Raw genomic sequence first — 18,039 nt, 5'->3', positions numbered from 1 at the left:
TCGGGCATATGAATCCGTTAAAGTTGTGGATACAAGGGATACGTTTCCGTCAGCCGGGCCACCCGTTTTTTGGCTTCCTCCCGTGCATTTTCGTCTTCCGGATTTTTCAAAGTCAATCCGATGATTTGCGCGATTTCCTCCATGGCTTTTCCGTCCATGCCGCGGCTGGTCACAGCGGCCGTGCCAATACGGACTCCGCTGGTGACAAACGGTTTTTCCGGATCAAAAGGAATCGCGTTTTTATTGGTCGTGATCCCCACTTCATCCAGCAGATGTTCCGCTTTTTTGCCGGTCAGGTTGAAGTTGCGGACATCCATCAGGATCAGATGGTTATCCGTTCCGCCTGAAATCAGGTTAAACCCTTCCTCTTTCAAAGATTCCGCCAACTTTTTGGCATTGTCGACAATGTTTTGGGTATAGGTTTTAAATTCATCGGTCAAGGCTTCCCCGAGCGCCACGGCTTTGGCCGCGATCACATGCATCAGCGGTCCTCCTTGAACCCCCGGGAAGACGGATTTGTCAATTTGCTTTGCATATTTTTCTTTGCACAAGATCATGCCGCCCCGCGGTCCGCGCAACGTCTTATGTGTGGTGGTGGTGACAAAATCGGCATAAGGAACCGGATTGGGATGAAGTCCCGTCGCCACCAGTCCGGCAATGTGAGCCATGTCCACCATCAGATATGCACCGACTTCATCGGCAATTTCCCGAAACCGCTTGAAATCGATGATCCGGGGATAGGCGCTGGCTCCCGCCACAATCATCTTCGGCTTATGTTCCAAGGCAACTTTGCGAACTTCTTCATAATCGATCCGGTGGGATTCACGATCCACCCCATAGGCGACAAAATTGTACATTTTTCCGGAGAAATTCACCGGGCTTCCATGGGTCAAATGGCCCCCATGGGCAAGATTCATGCCCAATACCGTGTCTCCCGGTTCCAAAACGGCAAAATAGACGGCCATATTCGCTTGGGCGCCGGAGTGAGGCTGAACATTGGCGTGTTCTGCACCAAACAATTCCTTGGCACGGTCCCTTGCCAAGTCTTCCACCACATCCACATACTCACAGCCGCCGTAATATCTCTTTCCCGGATAGCCTTCGGCATACTTATTCGTCAAGACCGTCCCCATCGCTTCCATCACAGCCGGGGATACGAAGTTTTCCGAAGCAATCAACTCGATTTTATCCCGTTGACGCCCCAGTTCCTGTTGGATGGCTTCAGCCACTTGCGGATCGCTGGTGATTAATTGCTTCATGATTTGCCTCCTTGTCCTGTTCGGTAATTTTCTCTATTTTATCAAACAAGTTCTCTTTTTTGGACTCGGATTACTTTTCCAACGCATAAACGGCCCGCTCTCCCCCGATTAGTTTGGGGCGGGTCTTGGCCAACGTGACATGTGCTTGTCCGATCGTCTTTTGCTGAGAGCGTACGGGAACGGCCACGGGCTTTAAATGCATGCCGATCAGTGTATCCCCGATATCAATGCCCGCATCGGCCTGAATCTGTTCGACCACCACCGGTTGCTTCATGTGTCTGTACGCATATGCGGCCATGGCTCCGCCGGCATTGTTCACGGGAACCACCGTCACTTCCGGCCAACCAAAACGTTCGGCGGTTTTTCGTTCAACCACCAATGCCCGGTTCAAATGTTCACAGCATTGAAATGCCAGATGAAAGCCAGCTTGCTTTTGAATTTCCGAAATTCCTTCATACAATTCGCGCGCAATTTCCTCACTGCCGCCGGAACCGATCCGTTTCCCGGCCACTTCGCTGGTGCTCGTACCTACAACCAAAACATGTCCGGCATCCAAGGGCATCGCCGCCAATAAATCACGTAAGGCCCTTTTCACTTCCTCTTTCATCATGATCATCCTTCATTTTCCAATTGCTCGATCTTATCCAAACGGCGCTGATGACGGTCTCCCTGAAACTCGGCCTTCAGCCAGGTGCGGACAATGGATTTGGCCAGGTCGGGCCCCACGACCCGTTCGCCCAATGCCAGGACATTGGCATTGTTGTGTTCACGGCTCATCCGCGCCGAGTATTCATCGCTGACGACCGCACAACGGATTCCCTTGATTTTATTGGCGGCAATCGACATCCCGATGCCGGTTCCGCAAATTAAAATTCCCCGGTCAAATTCCCCTTCGGCGACGCGTTTGGCCACCGGTTTGGCATAATCGGGATAATCCACCGATGTGTCGCAATCACAACCTGCGTCCTCATAAGCAATGTTCATTTCCTCAAGCAGTCCTTTAATCTCTTCTTTCAAATTTCTGCCACCGTGATCGGATCCGATGATCAGCTTCATCCCTTCATCTCCCTCCTTGGATCCATCTTAGTATAACATCATCAATCCTTCCCGCCGGGTCATGATTCTTGCTCCCACCGGTCTAAAATCCGGTTAATGTATTTTTTCAATTCCGCGGCGCATTCCCGGTACCGCTCCACGCTGCCGCCGACCGGATCTTCAATATCCATTGTCCCATTCATCTCTTCCAGATATTGTTGTTCCTGTTCCCTCAGCGGCTTCAGGGCTTTTTCCAGGGCGGCCTTTGCTTCGTCCGGCCAAGGCTCGTCCGCTTTGACGGAAAACTGGGCCTGAATTTTTGCCCGGATGCTTTCCGCTTCCAGATACAATTGATCCAGCTTTTTATGGATTTGCTCAGATTCTTCTCCCCACAAAGCATACTCTTTCAAAGTGTATATTTTTTCTCTGCTTTGCAAGAAGTTTTGTGCGATGAATTGTTTATGCGCTTCCGTCATCGCCAAAATCAAATCAGACCATTCGACGAGTTGCTGATTCAATAAACGGGAACGATGATTGCAGTTGATGCCTTTTTCTTTTAATACCTCCACCGCCTGCATGGACGGCCTCACCCCGTCGATGGCAGCAATTCCGGCGGACTTCACCTCGACCGGGATGTTCCTTTTCCTGGCCGTTTCACGGAACAATCCTTCTGCCATGGGACTCCGGCAGGTATTCCCCGTGCAAACAAACAACACCCTTTTCATGATGTTCACCTCAATTTTCACCTGTTCTTCAGTATCCGTTGAACAGATGGATGATATACCCTTTCCCCCTTTCTTTTAAAAACATACCACTAAATCCCCGGCGGCTTCCACATCTTCTCTGTTCCTGCCGCCAGCGGTCAAAACAGAAATTTTCCTCCCAAAAAAAGCAAAATAAACCCTCCGATCACTTCCCCGTAGCGGCCAATCCATCCCCCGAAAATTCGTCCGAGCATCAGTCCCGTTCCCGCCATGGTCAGTCCGGCGAAACCAAACAACAAAACCGCGAGCACCATGTCTGTCGAAAAAAAGCCGAGACTCAATCCGGCCGAAAGGGAATCCATGCTTACACTCAGTGAAAGCATCAATGTTTGCCAGAACGATTGAACTTGAAGTTCCTCCGAATCATCCCCTTTGACGACCTGGTACAGCATATTCAACCCCAACAAGCAAAGCATGATGCCTCCCAGCATGACGGCAATATCTTTCAACAAAGCACTTAAAAAGTGCCCGATTCCCATTCCCAAAAGAGGCATGATGATATGAAAAAGGCCGACGGACAGGCTGATCAACGTCATTTGCGAACCGGAAATCCGCTTCAATCCCAGCCCGATTCCCATGGAAAAAGCATCCATGCCGAGTGCTACCGCAATCATGGATAAAGTCATCACTTGACCCCATTGAATGAGTGTAAGCTCCATTGGTTCCCCCCCTGAGCCTGCTTGTCACATTCCATCATATGCCGGATCCCGAAAAAAAGAACCAAGCTTGCCATGGCCACCGGAATCTGTAGTAAAATCATCTACAGACCATTTCAATCAATTAAGAGGAGAGAGCCATATGTGGGGTCTGGTTATTTTGATTTTTTTGACACTGTATGGCCTGATGGGTTATTACATCGGCCGCAAAGGTTGGAAATATTTGATCCGTAAGGATTCCCCCGTAAGCAAAGTCCTTTTTATCGCGGCGCTGTTGGCACTGATCGTCCCTTTCCCGCTGTCCGAACTGGGAAAAAACCTTTTGCCTGAGCGCATCGGTTCCTGGTTGGGCATCTGGGGAGGACACTCCATGATCATCGTTTTATATTTGTTCTTTCTGATCCTGATGCTCGATGTGGTCCGCTTCATCGACCGCCTGGCCAAATTCATTCCTCCCGCCTTTAAAAATCATCATTTCACTCCTTATTCCCTGGCTGCGGCAGTTTTTCTCCTCGCAACGGTTCCCGTGGCTTACGGCAGTTGGAATGCACAACATCCGGTGGTCAAAAAATACAACGTCCACGTCAACAAAGATGCCGGCGAAATGAAACAACTCCGGATTGCCATGGTATCCGACATCCATTACGGTCCCGTCATCGATACGGACAGACTGAAAACCTTGCAACAGATGATTCATCAAATCAAACCGGATTTGGTTTTGTTGGCCGGTGACATCACCAACGGTCCTCTTCCGCCGGGGGAAGACCGGAAATTGGCCACCGCGTTGGGAAATATCAAGGCACCGTATGGCGTCTATGCCGTTCCCGGAAACCATGACCGCGATCTTGCCGAACGGGGAAGCGAACTGATGCAGGCGTTGCAACAAGCCGGCATAAAGGTTTTAAAAGACGAGAAGGTTGTATTCCCAAACCGTTTCACCCTGATCGGCCGGGATGACCCTCATTTGATCCGGGAACCGGGACGCAAAGATCTGGCATCTTTGATGAAAGGAACCGATTCTTCCCAACCCTTGATTCTTCTGGATCACCAACCGATCGAGCTGGAACAGGCACAAAAAAACGGCATTGACCTGATGCTTTCCGGGCATACCCACCACGGACAAATTTTCCCCGGAAACTGGATCACCGCCATGATCTACGAGAATGACTGGGGACTTTTGCAAAAAGGCGGTTTTTATTCCGTCGTCTCCTGCGGGTTCGGCACATGGGGACCGCCTCTTCGGATCGGAAACCGGCCGGAAGTCGTGGAAATCACGATGAATTTTACATAAACTGAAAAAAACAGCTGCAGAAGATTGCAGCTGTTTTTTGGTTTCAGGGCCTATTGGCTCACACTTCCACCATGTTGCCGGAGGCCGCTTTTTTCATGCGATTCATCACGGAAGCATACAACCCTTGTTCCGGAAAAGCTTCCGCAAAAATCACATCCACCTTTTGTTCGTCAAAACGGCGCAATGCACCATACAAATGGCGGGCAACGCTGGCCGGATGGCGGCGGGATCCGGCTGCAATCACACAATCCGCCCGATCATACTTTCCTTGGTTCTCTTCCGTGGTGAGAACCCCGACCCGTTTTCCGTTTTTGACGGCCTCTTGGACTTGTTGTTGTATGTACAAAATCACCGCTTCCGGATTCCCTTTGACCAGCCACATTTCTCCCTGCGGGGCGTAATGCCGGTATTTCATGCCGGGTGAACGGGGCGTTTGGCTTGCGTCCATCAATCCGGGGTCCACGCGAACTTCCCCCAGTGTTTCTTGCAACTGTTCCAAAGTGATTCCTCCCGGCCGGAGCAACACGGGGATTTCCCCGCTGACGTCGACCACGGTGGATTCCACCCCGATGCCGGTCGGACCTCCATCCAAGATTCCGTCAATTCTTCCGTCCAGATCATTTAAAACATGCTCGGCCGTCGTGGGACTGGGCTTCCCGGAACGATTGGCACTGGGAGCCGCCACCGGAATGTCCACCTCGTTTAACAAGGCCAGCGCAACCGGATGATCCGGCATCCGGACCGCCACCGTCGAAAGTCCTGCCGTCACGTTTTCCGCCAGGTTATCACGGTGGGGCAATACCATCGTCAGAGGGCCTGGCCAAAATTTTTCCGCCAGCTTTTGCGCATTCTCCGGAAACCGGCGGACCCATTTGGCCAGCTGCTCTTTTTTTCCGATATGAATAATTAACGGATTGTCCGAAGGCCTTCCTTTGGCTTCATAAATCTGTGCAACACTGTCGCGGGATGTGGCAATCGCTCCCAAACCATAGACGGTTTCCGTGGGAAAAGCGACCAGTTTCCCCTGGCGCAAATAAGCCGCCGCCCGTTTGATGGCTTCCGAATGAATGAGCTGTTTTTCCTCCATCCCGCAATCCAGTTGAAACCGTTCTGTCTTTTTCAACATTGGCTCCCTTCTTTTCCACGTTTTATCCACTTATGATAACACATTTTCTCAATGCGGCAACGAGGTCGGATTCTCACAGGTGTATACCATCGGCTGCCCCCGGTGGATCGACTGTTTCAAATGGGCGGATTGATGCAACTCTTCCGGCAAATGTTCTTCGCCGGTCTTGACAAAACCGAGCCGGGTGAAAAAATGCGTGGATTGACCGGCCAGCAAATAAATCCGGGACAACCCCATCTGTTCGGCATAAGAAAGAATGACTTGAATCATATGGACTCCCACTTTGCTGTTCCAGGGAGCCCGCTCCAAAACAAAAGACCGGATCAACCCGTACGGAGGATACACTTCCATGCCAACGATGCCCACCATTTGGGAAACATCCCCTTCCCCTCCGCCGGGAAGTTCGGCGATAAAAAAGTGATCCAGGTGCTCCTCGATCCCCCGGTCATTTAATCCGACTTCTTTGAGCAATTTGCGAATCTGAAACAAATCTTTTTTCTCCGCTTGACGGATGATAAACATACCTTTCCCCCATTCCGCTGAAACTCTTTGATATTAGCGGTATGAAAGAAAAAGGTTTCATAGAACCAAAGAGTCAGTCATTCATCCACTTCTTTGCCTGGTCCAAGAGAAAAAACCGTACTTCGGGCTTCTTGTCCTGTTCTTCTTTTTGTGCTTTCGCTTCCGAAGCATAAACCGGTTGCGCCGATGTCATGGAAGTGGAGAACGATTCGGGCGATTTGGCCTTGACGGCATCCCCGTTGCTCATATCCACAAAACACAGGGGAGGAAACAACACGCACCACCAATTCTCCCCTTTGCCGCTTCCGATCTGGATGCGAAGCGCCTCATAATCTCCGGCGGGATAAACCTTGTCTCCGTATAATTTGGTCGGGAACGGAACCATTCCATAGTCCACCCGGACCGCGTAATCATACCCCTGTTCTCTGACCGTTTTCCGCGCAATTTCCTCAAAACGGGGCAAGTGCTCTTTCACCAGTTTTCTCGCTTCTTCAATCGTACGGGGCTGAGTCACCCATGTATTCATTTCGTGAATTACTTCGTCGCGGACTTTTCGTTTTAACCACTGATCTTCCGGCTGGTCGCTGTTGGCCAAAATTCTGAGGCGGATGGCCTGATCCGGGATCCGGTTCGAAGATGACGCCATTTGCGTTTGGGTCGTATCCTCCCAAACCCGTTGGTAAAAAAAGATTCCTCCGGAAAGCACGATGATACCAAGAATGAAATAAGTCCATTTACGCATTGCCCATTCCTCCTCTTTATCCCTACCCACAGTATGGACAGAGAGGAGAAAACTTAATCTTATTTTTTCAGAATTGATTCTCCGTCCTGAAACCATCCCAAAACCATCCGGTCTCTTCCCGCCAGATCTTTTCTCACTTCCACGCGGGTGATGCGCGGCATTTGGCGAACCAGCCCGCAAACCTCTTCGCCTTGGTCGGCGCCAATTTCAAAAGCAACCAGCCGCGGGCTTTTTGGCCAACCGGAAAGTTGCCGGGTGATCCGACGGTACGGTTCAAGGCCGTCCGCTCCCCCGTCCAATGCAAGGCGGGGCTCATAACAAGAAACGGTTTTGTCAAGGCTTGCAATCTCCCCGGAACGTATATACGGCGGATTGGAAACCAAAATGTCGATGGGGGGATGCTCCTTTTCAAGCGGCTTTAAATAACTTCCCAAAACCCACCGGATCCGCTCTTTCACCCCGAATTTCCGGGCATTTTGCCTTGCCACCGACAATGCTTGTTCTGAAATGTCAATCGCGGTGACCTGCCAGTGGGGATGTTCCAGTGCCAACGAGACAGCAATCGCCCCGCTTCCCGTCCCGACATCGACCACATGTACCGGACGGCCGGCAAACAGCTTTTCCCCTTCCCGCAATACAGCTTCCACCAGCAATTCGGTTTCCGGTCTGGGAATCAACACCCCGGGCTTCACCTCAAAAACCCGCCCAAAAAACTCCTGATCCCCCACGATATATTGCAGCGGTTCCCCCTCGCCACGTCGTTTCAGCCATTCCCGGAATTTGGGTTCCAGACGCTTTGGCCAAGGATCGGCCATTTTCGCAAAAAACGCTGCCCGCTCCACCCCGAGAAGCCGGCGCATCATGTATTCCGCTTCAAACTGCGGAGAGTCGGTTCCGCTTTGCTGTAAAAAAGAAGAAGCCTTTTGCCAGGCTTCCCGGATCGTTTTATTTTTCATCAAACTCACCCTTTGAATCAGGAAGTCTTTGTTTCCTGCTCCTTCAACAACTCGGTTTGCTCATGCAAAATGAGCGCATCGATAATCTCTTCCAGTTCTCCGTTCAGAATCAGATCCAATTTGTGCAACGTCAGTCCGATGCGATGATCCGTTACCCGGCTTTGCGGAAAATTGTAAGTCCGGATCCGTTCGCTTCGGTCACCGGATCCCACGGCCATTCTTCGGGCGTTTGCCATTTTTTCCATTTCTTCTTCCTGCTTCAAGTCAAACAAGCGGGCACGAAGCACCCTCATCGCTTTCTCTTTGTTGCTGTTTTGTGATTTTTCATCCTGACAGGAAACAACAATCCCCGTCGGAAGATGGGTAACGCGTACGGCAGACTGGGTCGTGTTGACGCTTTGCCCCCCGGGGCCGCTGGAGCAGAAAGTGTCGATGCGAATGTCTTTATCATGAATCTCCACTTCCACTTCCTCGGCCTCCGGCAAAACGGCAACCGTGGCCGTTGACGTGTGAATCCGTCCGCCGGACTCCGTCTCCGGCACCCGTTGTACCCGGTGTGCCCCGTTCTCATACTTCAATTTGCTGTAAGCCCCGTTGCCATCCACAGAGAAAACCACTTCTTTAAATCCGCCGAGCCCGGTGGTGTTTGCCTCCAGGACTTCCACTTTCCATCCTTGTCTTTCTGCAAAACGCGTATACATGCGGTACAAATCCGCGGCAAACAATGCAGCTTCTTCTCCTCCTGCCGCCCCGCGCACTTCCACGATCACGCTTTTCTCGTCATTCGGGTCTTTGGGCAGCAACAGGACTTTGATCCTTTCCTCCAGCTCCTCTTTCCGGCGGCTCAGTTCGTCGATTTCGGCTTTCACCAATTCACGCATTTCTTCGTCCAGTTTATCTTCCAACATCGATTTCGCATCATTCAATTGCTCAATCGTCTCTTTATATTCAATATAGGCTTGATTTTTTTCTTCCAACCCGGCCTGCTCCTTGGAGTATTCACGCAACTTTTTGGTATCATTGATCACTTCCGGGTCACAAAGCAGGCGGCTTAACTCTTCATAACGTTGATGTATCGCCTCAAGACGATCTAACACTGTGCTCACTCCCGTAAAATCGGATCATTTTGCCATGCATATCGGCTAACTATAAGATATAAGTATGATGATTGATCAAGAATTGGCATCAATTGATTTTACCACAAGCCTTGAAAGAAAGCGAAGGAAATGGATTGGAAAGAATGGTATGATAAAAAAGCAGAAGACCGGTTAAAAAATATAAAAGGAGAGCGATCATGAACGAAGTCATCTTTAACATCATCAATAATCTGTTGCTTATCGGTCCTTTGATTGTTTTATTTTGGCTGATAAACCATTCCGAAAATACATACTCCGATTCCGATATAAAGGGAAACATTTTGGGTTTTCTGTGTTACTTGATCGTATGGATCGGTTATCTTGCCAGTTTCATCATCGGTCTCTTGCTTTTTTTCTACAGCCATGCTTTCTTGCCATGGACACAAAATTTCGATGTCGATCCGTATTCAGTGAACATGGTTAAAAACGTCGGTATGTCACTATGGATCCCGTCCTTGATCGCCATGTCGGTTTTGTTGCCGCCCGTACGCCGGTTTTGTGCCCGTTTTCTCCGCATTCACCCCGGGAGCAAGGTCCATGCCGTCGCCTTATCCCTTTCCATGCTGGTTTTTATTCAGTTTTTTGTCACTCAGAGCTTCGGGTTGGAATCGATCAATGAACAGACGGTTCCCGGAGATGAAGCCGGAACGCTTTCCTCCATCTGGTCGCAAGACATCCTGTTCGGCATTTTGGGACTGGTCGGGGTGGGATGGCTGTCCAGACGATCATTCAAGGAATCTTTGGACCGCTTGGGATTGAAAAAAATCACCCTCAAGCAGGCGGCAGCCGGCATTAGTATCGGACTGATCATGCTTTTGGCCCCGATCATCGCACAATCGGTGGCAGAGACCCTGAATTGGTCCGAGAACGTGCATGCCAATGAGTTGACGGACAAAATGCTCGGACCGTTACTCTCATCCATTCCCGGCATTTTAACCATCGGACTGGCAGCGGCTCTTGGAGAAGAAATGATTTTCCGGGGGGCATTGCTCCCGCGGTTCGGCTTCGTCTACACCAGTCTGTTGTTTACATTGGTCCACGCTAACTACGGATTCAGTTTCAATTCCCTTGTTGTTCTGTTGCTTGCCTTGGTACTGGGTTGGGCACGGATCCGTTATAACACCACCGTATGTATGATCATTCATGCGACGTATAACATCTCCGTGAGCCTGTTGGGCAGTTAACCCCCGTCTCCAAACGGCGGGTTTTTTATATTTCAAGAATCCCTTCTTTCTGTCTCAACACCTCATGGCAGTGCCGGCAACGGGCTTCATATTGTTCTTTGGCCCCGACTTGGATCACCGGATCATCAATGGCAGCCGGACGTCCATCGATCAGCCTCTGGGTGCGGCTTGCCGGACCTCCGCATTTTACACAAATGGCCTGCAATTTTGTCACATATTCCGCCACAGCCAACAACACCGGAGTCGGGCCAAACGGCTTTCCCCGAAAATCCTGATCCAATCCGGCACAAATCACCCGTTTTCCCTGATCGGCCAACTGCTGGCAAATATCGACGATTTCGGGTTCAAAAAACTGAATCTCGTCAATGGCCACCACATCCACATTTTCTTCCAGCAATCCGGGAATTTCACTTGCACTTTTCACCGGACGGGCATCCGCCATCAAACCATTGTGTGATGCGATCGCTTCTTGATGGTAGCGGTCATCAATGGCCGGTTTAAAGGCGGCCACTTTCTGCCTGGCAATTTTGGCACGGCGGATCCGGCGGATCAACTCTTCGCTTTTTCCGGAAAACATCCCGCCGCAAATCACTTCAATCCAGCCGCTGTGATCACCACTTAATGGATGAATATCTCTCATTGTTGTTCCTCCAACTCCCGAAAAATTGATGCTCAATCCATTTCTTTACACAAAGAAAAAGCACCCAGCCCTTCTGGATGCCCAAGCAAACTCTCTTTATTTTAACATACACAGTCTCAAGTTTGCTGAATGAAAAATAAAAAGGCAAGCCCGATTTTCTGCTTGCCTGACTTGCCAGGATATTATTTGAGGTTGTATTTCTTTTTGAAGCGATCGATACGCCCACCTGCACTGACCATTTTTTGTTTCCCGGTGAAAAACGGATGACATTCTGAGCAAATATCCACCCTCAAGTTTTCAACGGTCGATCCGGTTTCAAATGTATTTCCACACGCACAGGTGACTTTGGTCAATTTGTATTCCGGATGAATTCCTTGTTTCATTCGTCTCACCTCTTTCCTAATGCCGCTTCCATACGTACATTTAGAACCACTGGTGTATTATAGCACGTTTGATGATGAGAAAGCAAGAAAAGAGACCAGCCCCCGTCGCAACCGGCCGTTTAAAAAGGCACACTCTCCGGTTTCAGGAGAGTGTGCCCTTCCATAAAAATAAACCAATATGAGAGCAAGTTATTTTAAAACCCGCAAGGGATTAATCGCTTTCCCGTTTTTGCGAACCTCAAAATGCAAATGATAACCCGTGGCACGACCGGTCTGTCCCATCATCCCCAAAACGTTCCCTGTTTCAATCTCCTGGCCTTTGCTGACCAAAATTTGGCTGAGATGTGCATAATAAGTGACCCATCCGCCGCCATGGTCAATGACCACAAGATTTCCGTAAGATCCGGAATAACCCGCCTGGATCACGACTCCGCTTAACGATGCACAAATTTCAGCTTTGGCTTTCTTTGCGTTCCAAATATCAATCCCTTTATGCTGACGGCCGTTTCGCCAGCCGAAATTGCTGGTGATCTGCCCATTGACCGGCCACCGGAACACATAAGCCCCTTCACGGTCTGCCAACCGGATCGTATTCTTTTTCTTTTTGTTCGCATCCGCTTTTTTCGGCCATGACCCCGGAATGCTTTCCCTCCATTTCTCGGGAACGGCAATGAGTTGCCCGGCATACGTGAGCGGGGCCTCCTTCAGCTTCGGGTTCAAATAAAGCAACAGTTCACGGGATGTATGGTACGTCTCGGCCAAAGCCGACAAGGTATCCCCGGACTCCAAGCGAACCCATTTTTTCGCCAAAGGAATTTTGATCTCCTGACCAATGTATAACAAGTCCGGGTTTTCCAACCGGTTGAACCGGACCAGCTCTTGATGAGGGATTCCGAACAATCGGCCGATCTGTGACAGCGTATCCCCCTTTTGCACACGATAAGTGAGAGGCTTTGTCTCCACCGTGGCAGCCAAATTCCCCTCGGCAACCTGAGAAATGGGGCTTAAAAATTGGTACATTGCTTCCTGTGCAATCTGCTCCTTCTCCGGTTCCGGATCAGCTCCATCGGCCAATTCCCGGGCATAAACCGGATGCTTATCCGTCCCCATCATCCATGAAGCCGATGTTGAACAGATGGCTAAGGAAGAAGCCAATAAGGCACGTTTTGAAGACATTTTAGCACCTCACAGAAGATAATGGATGGGGTGAAGTTCACCCGGTTTTATCTTTATGTGAGGAATTTCTTTAATATGACAACAAGCCGGCGTTAAGAGACCGATGTCTTGGTGCGATGGGACTTGAACTCGATCGAAGCGAGGAATTCCTCATTCGACTCGGTGTTTTTCAACCGTTTCACCATAGCTTCTGTATAATCAGAAGAATCATTCAATGACTTGCGAATCATCCACAACTTTTCCAGTTCGGTCTTGCTGAGCAACAATTCCTCACGGCGCGTTCCGGAGCGGCGGATGTCAATGGCCGGGAAAATTCTGCGCTCGGCCAGACGGCGGTCCAAATGAAGTTCCATGTTCCCCGTTCCCTTAAATTCCTCATAAATCACATCATCCATCCGCGACCCGGTATCCACCAGCGCCGTCGCCAAAATGGTCAAGCTGCCGCCTTCTTCCACGTTGCGAGCGGCACCGAAAAATCTTTTCGGCCGGTGCAAAGCAGCCGGATCGATTCCGCCGGACAAAGTCCGTCCGCTCGGGGGAATCACCAGGTTATAGGCCCGTGCCAAGCGTGTAATACTATCCAGCAAAATGACCACATCTTTTTTGTGTTCCACCAGACGTTGGGCTCTTTCCAAAACCAGCTCCGCCACTTTAACATGGTTTTCCGGCAACTCATCAAAAGTGGAACTCACCACTTCCGCATCCACGGACCGCTGCATGTCCGTCACTTCTTCGGGCCGTTCGTCAATCAACAGGACGAACAATTCGATATCCGGGTGATTGGTGGTAATACTATTGGCAATTTCTTTTAACAGCATCGTTTTGCCGGCTTTGGGCTGAGCGACGATCAAACCGCGCTGTCCCAAACCGACCGGGGCGATCAAATCCATCATCCGCGTTGAAATCCGATCTGGGGTGGTTTCCAAAAAGAGACGTTTCTGCGGGTAAAGAGGAGTAAGCGCAGCAAAGTGGAGCCTTTCCGCAGCAATGTCGGGGTCTTCGCCATTGACTGCTTCTACATGAAGCAATCCAAAATAACGCTCATTTTCTTTCGGAGGCCGGACTTTACCGGACACCAGATCTCCGGACCGCAAATCAAAGCGGCGGATTTGTGAAGCGGAGATGTAAATATCCTCGGAGGACGGAAGGAAATTAATCGGCCTTAAAAAACCGTATCCCTCGGAAAGGATGTCCAGCACACCCTCCATAAACATATATCCGTCTTTTTCCGCCTTGGCTTTTAAAATCGCAAAAATCAATTCTTTCTTTTTCATCTGTGAATAGTACGGAATTTGATATTCTTTCGCCAGCTTATACAAATCCACCAAGCGGCGATTTTCCAAATCACTTAACGTGAGCTCCATGTGTCGCATCACCACACGATTCTATTGAAATTCTCTTCCTCTTTCCGGATCAGAAAGAGGAAGAGGAGAAAATTATAAAATAAGATTTGGTTTTTTCTCAAGTTTATGCGTTCCGTCCATGAAACGGATGGTTCCGGTTTTTGCACGCATCACCAACGAATGGGTTTTGGCCAGGTTTCCTTTGTAACGGACGCCTTTCAACAATTCGCCGTCCGTCACCCCAGTCGCTGCAAAAATCGCATCATCCCCCTTGACCAAATCTTCCATTCGCAAGACTTTGCCCGGATCACTGATCCCCATTTGAACACAGCGGTTATATTGCTCCTCATTTTCCGGCAACAGCCGGCCTTGGATTTCCCCGCCCAAGCATTTTAATGCAACGGCAGACAAAACCCCTTCCGGAGCACCGCCGGCCCCGAACAAAATATCCACCCCGGTGTCGGGAAATCCGGTATGAATCGCCGCAGCCACGTCCCCGTCCGGAATCAACTTGATCCGCGCCCCCGCTTTGCGGATATCCTCGATCAGTTTCGCATGTCGCGGGCGGTCAAGCACCACCGCCACCAAATCTTCGACATCCTTGCCGGTTGCTTTGGCAACCGCCTTCAAATTATCCTCCACCGGCGCATCAATATCAACTTGTCCAACGGCTTGCGGCCCCACGGCAATTTTATCCATATACATGTCGGGGGCATGCAACAATCCGCCGCTGTCGGAAATCGCCACCACCGACAGCGCATTCCACAAACCTTTAGCGACAATATTGGTGCCCTCAAGCGGGTCCACCGCCACATCCACTTCCGGGAGATAACCCAAGCCCACTTTTTCTCCAATGTATAGCATCGGGGCCTCATCCATTTCTCCCTCGCCGATGACAACCGTCCCGCGCATCGGAATCGTGTCAAACACTTTGCGCATCGCTTCTGTTGCCGCTTCATCCGCTTCGTCTTTCTTGCCGCAGCCCATCCACCGTGCGGAAGCAATAGCGGCCGCCTCGGTCACACGCACCAGTTCCATCGTTAAACTTCTTTCCATGATCGATCCCCTCACCTGTTTAAAATAAACATCAAAATGACAACAAAACTCCCAATCAGAGTAACATATTTATGATATATGTTACACGATTGTACGGGGATGGATCAATTTTTTGATATCTCGATGGAGGAAACGCCTTTTCGGTGAAGAAAATCACGAGAACACAAAGTGGTTGTGCACAGAAAATGCGAGGGAACGACGAAGATATTTATAAATCATGACTATCAAAAACAGTAGAGTGAAAAATCCCAAAAATAGGAATGTACCGGTTAAAAGGGGAGTCCGGCCGGGAGATTCCTTCCCGGCCAAACCCGTCTGCGATCAAGATTGTTTCACTTTTTCCCAATCGGCCTCAAACTTTTCAATCCCTTGATCCGTCAATGGGTGACGAACCATTTGTTCCAACACCTTATACGGCAAGGTGGCAATATGTGCCCCGTTCAGGGCCGCTTGCGTCACATGCACCGGATGACGGATGCTGGCCGCAATGATTTGTGAGGAAATGTCGTGAATCCGGAAAATCTCAGCCACTTGCCGGATCAATTGCATTCCGTCCTGGCTGATATCATCCAGACGGCCGATAAAGGGGCTGACATAGGTGGCTCCGGCCCGGGCAGCCATCAAGGCCTGGTTGGCGGAAAAAATCAAAGTGACGTTGGTATGGATCCCTTTTTTGGCAAAATGATTGACGGCTTTTAATCCTTCTACGGTCATCGGGACTTTAATCGTCACCTGGTCCGAAATCGAAGCGAGACGCTCTCCTTCTTCAATCATCCCTTGCGCGTCACGGCTGAGGACCTCCGCGCTGACCGAACCGTCCACGATCTCCGTGATTTCTTTGAGCACTTCTTCAAAATCCCGTCCTGATTTGGCAATGAGGCTGGGATTGGTGGTTACCCCGGACAACAGTCCCCATTCATGAACCTGGCGAATTTCATCAACAATGGCCGTATCTAAAAAAAATTTCATCGCAACCACCTTCTAACCATAATTGTTCAATCGCTTACGCTTTGCCGGAGCTTCCAAACAAACGCATTTTTGCTTTAACGGTTTCTTTGATGGCTTCGCGGGCCGGCCCGAGGTATTTGCGCGGATCGATCATATCCGGGTTTTTATCCAGCAACTCACGAACCACTTTCACCATGGCAACTTGGTTTTCCGTATTCACATTAATTTTTCCGACACCCAGGGAAACGGCTTTTTGGATGGATTCGTCCGGCACGCCAGAACCGCCGTGCAGAACAATCGGAGCTTCAATTTGGCTGGCAACTTTTTCAATGATGTCGTAGCGGATTTTCGGCTCTCCTTTATACATGCCATGAGCCGTTCCCACCGCAATCGCCATCGCGTCCACTTTGGTTTCTTCCCAGAAGCGGATGGCTTGCTCCGGATCCGCCAATGCGGCATCTTCTTCGGAAACGTTCAAATCGTCTTCCACACCACCAATGGTTCCCAATTCTCCTTCCACAGATACCCCCACGGCATGGGCAGCTTCGACCACTTTTTTGGTCAGGCGGATGTTTTCTTCAAACGGATAATGGGAACCGTCGAACATCACCGAAGAAAATCCGGCCCGGATACATTTCATCACCACTTCAAAGCTGCTTCCGTGGTCCAGATGAAGGGCGACGGGTACATCAGCTTCTTCCGCAGCGGCTTTGGCCAATGCCACCACGTTGTTCAACCCCATGTAGCGGATGGCACCTTCACTGGCTCCGAAAATGAGCGGGGAACGTTCTTCTTTCCCGGCTTCGATAATGGCTTGCACGAATTCCAGGTTGTTTACATTAAATTGCCCGACAGCAAAACCTTCTTTTTTGGCTTGCGGCAAAAAGGCATTCATCGATACAAGTGGCATGATATGTAGCCTCCTTCAGTTCAAAAAATCATCATTTTGACATTATAACACTTGATCGGAGGATTGGGTAGAAAGAGATGCACTTCCTTAATAAAACCGACTCTTTGTTAAATGCAATATTTGTCTGGCGTCATCCGGGGTTGCCACCTTCCGCTCCAGTTCCCCGGCAATCCGGACCACGCGCTCGACCAGCCGGACATTGGTTGCCAGTTCCCCTTTCCGGTAATAAATGTTGTCTTCCAAACCGACGCGTACATGCCCTCCCAAAATCACGCCGAGTGCAGCCATGGGCAATTGGTGCCTCCCGATTCCCGCCACCGTCCAGGTCGCCCCTTCCGGCAACTGGCGGATCAAATGGAGCAGGTTTTCCGCCGTGGCCGGAATCGCACCGGGAACCCCCATCACGAAATCAAAATGAAGATGACCGGTAAAATAGCCTTCTTTCACAAGCTTCAAGGCATTAGCTATCATTCCCACATCAAAGATTTCAAATTCAGGCCGGACCCCGTACCGTTCAAATTCTTCCGCAAATCGGGTGAGATGCGCGGGAGAATTCATGAACACTTCCCGACCGAAATTGACGGTTCCCGTTGTCAACGTGGCCATCTCCGGACGCAAAGAAAGGGGCTGCAACCTCTCATCCGGAGACATCCCCACCGCCCCGCCCGTGGAAACTTGCACAATGAGATCGGTCCGTTTTTGAATTTTTTCGATCACTTCCTGATAAAGCGAACGATCTTGGCTGGGACGGCCGTTTTCGTCACGGACATGAAGATGGACAACCGATGCGCCCGCCTCTCTCACTTCTTCGGCTTGAGCGGCAATTTCATCCGCCGTAACCGGAAGATGGGGGGTGTCCTCTTTCATCACTTCCGCCCCCACCAACGCCGCCGTAATGATCAGCTTTTGCAA

20 protein-coding genes are annotated in these 18,039 nt (G+C 50.2%); 2 read left to right on the top strand and 18 right to left on the bottom strand.

The genetic code is table 11. From position 1 onward, the window contains the following. Positions 1–17: 17 nt before the first annotated feature. The 5 genes from ATH33_RS08095 to ATH33_RS08075 all read right to left on the bottom strand — a co-directional run bounded on the left by ATH33_RS08095 (position 18) and on the right by ATH33_RS08075 (position 3,717). Positions 18–1,259 carry a serine hydroxymethyltransferase gene (locus ATH33_RS08095; RefSeq protein WP_062843226.1) on the bottom strand — a complete coding sequence of 414 codons (1,242 nt, stop codon included), beginning with the start codon at positions 1,257–1,259 and terminating at the stop codon, positions 18–20. A 70-nt stretch (positions 1,260–1,329) separates the two neighbouring features. Then, positions 1,330–1,875: a TIGR01440 family protein gene (locus tag ATH33_RS08090; protein WP_037995827.1), complete on the bottom strand. Its 546-nt coding sequence runs from the start codon at positions 1,873–1,875 to the stop codon at positions 1,330–1,332. Beyond that, positions 1,872–2,315, bottom strand: coding sequence for a ribose 5-phosphate isomerase B (gene rpiB / locus ATH33_RS08085; protein ID WP_037995829.1), 444 nt, complete (start codon positions 2,313–2,315; stop codon positions 1,872–1,874). Before rpiB ends, ATH33_RS08090 begins: the two co-directional genes overlap by 4 nt. Before the next feature lie 59 nt (positions 2,316–2,374). After that, the gene (locus ATH33_RS08080; protein ID WP_037995841.1) at positions 2,375–3,019 is read right to left on the bottom strand and encodes a low molecular weight protein arginine phosphatase; all 645 of its coding nucleotides are present in this window, start codon (positions 3,017–3,019) and stop codon (positions 2,375–2,377) included. A gap of 137 nt (positions 3,020–3,156) precedes the next feature. Then, positions 3,157–3,717 carry a manganese efflux pump MntP gene (locus ATH33_RS08075; protein WP_037995831.1) on the bottom strand — a complete coding sequence of 187 codons (561 nt, stop codon included), beginning with the start codon at positions 3,715–3,717 and terminating at the stop codon, positions 3,157–3,159. A gap of 139 nt (positions 3,718–3,856) precedes the next feature. Between ATH33_RS08075 and ATH33_RS08070 the strand changes: the two genes are divergently transcribed. After that, positions 3,857–5,005: a metallophosphoesterase gene (locus tag ATH33_RS08070; RefSeq protein ID WP_037995833.1), complete on the top strand. Its 1,149-nt coding sequence runs from the start codon at positions 3,857–3,859 to the stop codon at positions 5,003–5,005. 58 nt (positions 5,006–5,063) lie between these two features. Here ATH33_RS08070 and ATH33_RS08065 read toward each other — a convergent pair whose 3' ends face one another. From ATH33_RS08065 to prfA, 5 genes are all read right to left on the bottom strand, one after another. Next, the gene (locus tag ATH33_RS08065) at positions 5,064–6,131 is read right to left on the bottom strand and encodes an L-threonylcarbamoyladenylate synthase (RefSeq protein ID WP_037995834.1); all 1,068 of its coding nucleotides are present in this window, start codon (positions 6,129–6,131) and stop codon (positions 5,064–5,066) included. Between the two features lie 48 nt (positions 6,132–6,179). Continuing rightward, positions 6,180–6,653, bottom strand: a complete 474-nt coding sequence (locus ATH33_RS08060) for a GNAT family N-acetyltransferase (protein WP_037995837.1) — start codon at positions 6,651–6,653, stop codon at positions 6,180–6,182. Between the two features lie 73 nt (positions 6,654–6,726). Next, entirely contained in the window at positions 6,727–7,395 is a 669-nt protein-coding gene (gene spoIIR, locus ATH33_RS08055; protein WP_062843225.1) for a stage II sporulation protein R, read from the bottom strand. Between the two features lie 59 nt (positions 7,396–7,454). Then, positions 7,455–8,351, bottom strand: coding sequence for a peptide chain release factor N(5)-glutamine methyltransferase (prmC, locus tag ATH33_RS08050; protein WP_049720716.1), 897 nt, complete (start codon positions 8,349–8,351; stop codon positions 7,455–7,457). A gap of 17 nt (positions 8,352–8,368) precedes the next feature. After that, positions 8,369–9,448 carry a peptide chain release factor 1 gene (gene prfA / locus ATH33_RS08045; protein WP_121874270.1) on the bottom strand — a complete coding sequence of 360 codons (1,080 nt, stop codon included), beginning with the start codon at positions 9,446–9,448 and terminating at the stop codon, positions 8,369–8,371. Positions 9,449–9,645: 197 nt separating this feature from the next. Between prfA and ATH33_RS08040 the strand changes: the two genes are divergently transcribed. Further along, positions 9,646–10,671 carry a CPBP family intramembrane glutamic endopeptidase gene (locus tag ATH33_RS08040; RefSeq protein WP_037995747.1) on the top strand — a complete coding sequence of 342 codons (1,026 nt, stop codon included), beginning with the start codon at positions 9,646–9,648 and terminating at the stop codon, positions 10,669–10,671. 25 nt (positions 10,672–10,696) lie between these two features. Here ATH33_RS08040 and ATH33_RS08035 read toward each other — a convergent pair whose 3' ends face one another. From ATH33_RS08035 to kce, 8 genes are all read right to left on the bottom strand, one after another. After that, a complete protein-coding gene (locus ATH33_RS08035) occupies positions 10,697–11,311 on the bottom strand; it encodes a thymidine kinase (protein WP_037995750.1) in 615 nt (204 codons plus the stop codon). Between the two features lie 182 nt (positions 11,312–11,493). Continuing rightward, the gene (gene rpmE, locus ATH33_RS08030) at positions 11,494–11,694 is read right to left on the bottom strand and encodes a 50S ribosomal protein L31 (RefSeq protein WP_037995751.1); all 201 of its coding nucleotides are present in this window, start codon (positions 11,692–11,694) and stop codon (positions 11,494–11,496) included. A 189-nt stretch (positions 11,695–11,883) separates the two neighbouring features. Then, positions 11,884–12,870 carry a M23 family metallopeptidase gene (locus ATH33_RS08025; RefSeq protein ID WP_052186705.1) on the bottom strand — a complete coding sequence of 329 codons (987 nt, stop codon included), beginning with the start codon at positions 12,868–12,870 and terminating at the stop codon, positions 11,884–11,886. 92 nt (positions 12,871–12,962) lie between these two features. Then, entirely contained in the window at positions 12,963–14,234 is a 1,272-nt protein-coding gene (gene rho / locus ATH33_RS08020) for a transcription termination factor Rho (RefSeq protein WP_037995753.1), read from the bottom strand. Between the two features lie 72 nt (positions 14,235–14,306). Next, positions 14,307–15,269, bottom strand: a complete 963-nt coding sequence (glpX, locus tag ATH33_RS08015) for a class II fructose-bisphosphatase (protein ID WP_037995754.1) — start codon at positions 15,267–15,269, stop codon at positions 14,307–14,309. A 321-nt stretch (positions 15,270–15,590) separates the two neighbouring features. Then, a complete protein-coding gene (gene fsa, locus ATH33_RS08010; protein ID WP_037995757.1) occupies positions 15,591–16,238 on the bottom strand; it encodes a fructose-6-phosphate aldolase in 648 nt (215 codons plus the stop codon). Between the two features lie 34 nt (positions 16,239–16,272). Further along, complete coding sequence (locus ATH33_RS08005) at positions 16,273–17,127, bottom strand: class II fructose-1,6-bisphosphate aldolase (RefSeq protein ID WP_037995760.1); 855 nt, start codon at positions 17,125–17,127, stop codon at positions 16,273–16,275. A gap of 87 nt (positions 17,128–17,214) precedes the next feature. After that, positions 17,215–18,039, bottom strand: a complete 825-nt coding sequence (kce, locus tag ATH33_RS08000) for a 3-keto-5-aminohexanoate cleavage enzyme (protein WP_037995817.1) — start codon at positions 18,037–18,039, stop codon at positions 17,215–17,217.

Origin of the sequence: Thermoactinomyces vulgaris, from assembly GCF_003688725.1 — a bacterium.
In the GTDB taxonomy this organism is placed as follows: Bacteria; Bacillota; Bacilli; order Thermoactinomycetales; family Thermoactinomycetaceae; genus Thermoactinomyces; species Thermoactinomyces vulgaris.
The sequence above is the reverse complement of the archived record's forward strand: the minus strand, read 5'-3'. Positions and strand labels throughout refer to the sequence as shown.

Excerpts from the sequence above, each read along its gene's own strand:
- ATH33_RS08040 (WP_037995747.1), top strand. The coding sequence starts at position 9,646 with ATGAACGAAGTCATCTTTAACATCATCAATAATCTGTTGCTTATCGGT.
- ATH33_RS08070 (WP_037995833.1), top strand. The coding sequence starts at position 3,857 with ATGTGGGGTCTGGTTATTTTGATTTTTTTGACACTGTATGGCCTGATG.
- ATH33_RS08060 (WP_037995837.1), bottom strand. The coding sequence starts at position 6,653 with ATGTTTATCATCCGTCAAGCGGAGAAAAAAGATTTGTTTCAGATTCGC.
- rpiB (WP_037995829.1), bottom strand. The coding sequence starts at position 2,315 with ATGAAGCTGATCATCGGATCCGATCACGGTGGCAGAAATTTGAAAGAA.
- ATH33_RS08065 (WP_037995834.1), bottom strand. The coding sequence starts at position 6,131 with ATGTTGAAAAAGACAGAACGGTTTCAACTGGATTGCGGGATGGAGGAA.
- prmC (WP_049720716.1), bottom strand. The coding sequence starts at position 8,351 with ATGAAAAATAAAACGATCCGGGAAGCCTGGCAAAAGGCTTCTTCTTTT.
- ATH33_RS08095 (WP_062843226.1), bottom strand. The coding sequence starts at position 1,259 with ATGAAGCAATTAATCACCAGCGATCCGCAAGTGGCTGAAGCCATCCAA.
- ATH33_RS08005 (WP_037995760.1), bottom strand. The coding sequence starts at position 17,127 with ATGCCACTTGTATCGATGAATGCCTTTTTGCCGCAAGCCAAAAAAGAA.
- ATH33_RS08035 (WP_037995750.1), bottom strand. The coding sequence starts at position 11,311 with ATGAGAGATATTCATCCATTAAGTGGTGATCACAGCGGCTGGATTGAA.
- ATH33_RS08025 (WP_052186705.1), bottom strand. The coding sequence starts at position 12,870 with ATGTCTTCAAAACGTGCCTTATTGGCTTCTTCCTTAGCCATCTGTTCA.
- glpX (WP_037995754.1), bottom strand. The coding sequence starts at position 15,269 with ATGGAAAGAAGTTTAACGATGGAACTGGTGCGTGTGACCGAGGCGGCC.
- ATH33_RS08090 (WP_037995827.1), bottom strand. The coding sequence starts at position 1,875 with ATGATCATGATGAAAGAGGAAGTGAAAAGGGCCTTACGTGATTTATTG.
- rpmE (WP_037995751.1), bottom strand. The coding sequence starts at position 11,694 with ATGAAACAAGGAATTCATCCGGAATACAAATTGACCAAAGTCACCTGT.
- rho (WP_037995753.1), bottom strand. The coding sequence starts at position 14,234 with ATGGAGCTCACGTTAAGTGATTTGGAAAATCGCCGCTTGGTGGATTTG.
- ATH33_RS08075 (WP_037995831.1), bottom strand. The coding sequence starts at position 3,717 with ATGGAGCTTACACTCATTCAATGGGGTCAAGTGATGACTTTATCCATG.
- fsa (WP_037995757.1), bottom strand. The coding sequence starts at position 16,238 with ATGAAATTTTTTTTAGATACGGCCATTGTTGATGAAATTCGCCAGGTT.
- spoIIR (WP_062843225.1), bottom strand. The coding sequence starts at position 7,395 with ATGCGTAAATGGACTTATTTCATTCTTGGTATCATCGTGCTTTCCGGA.
- ATH33_RS08080 (WP_037995841.1), bottom strand. The coding sequence starts at position 3,019 with ATGAAAAGGGTGTTGTTTGTTTGCACGGGGAATACCTGCCGGAGTCCC.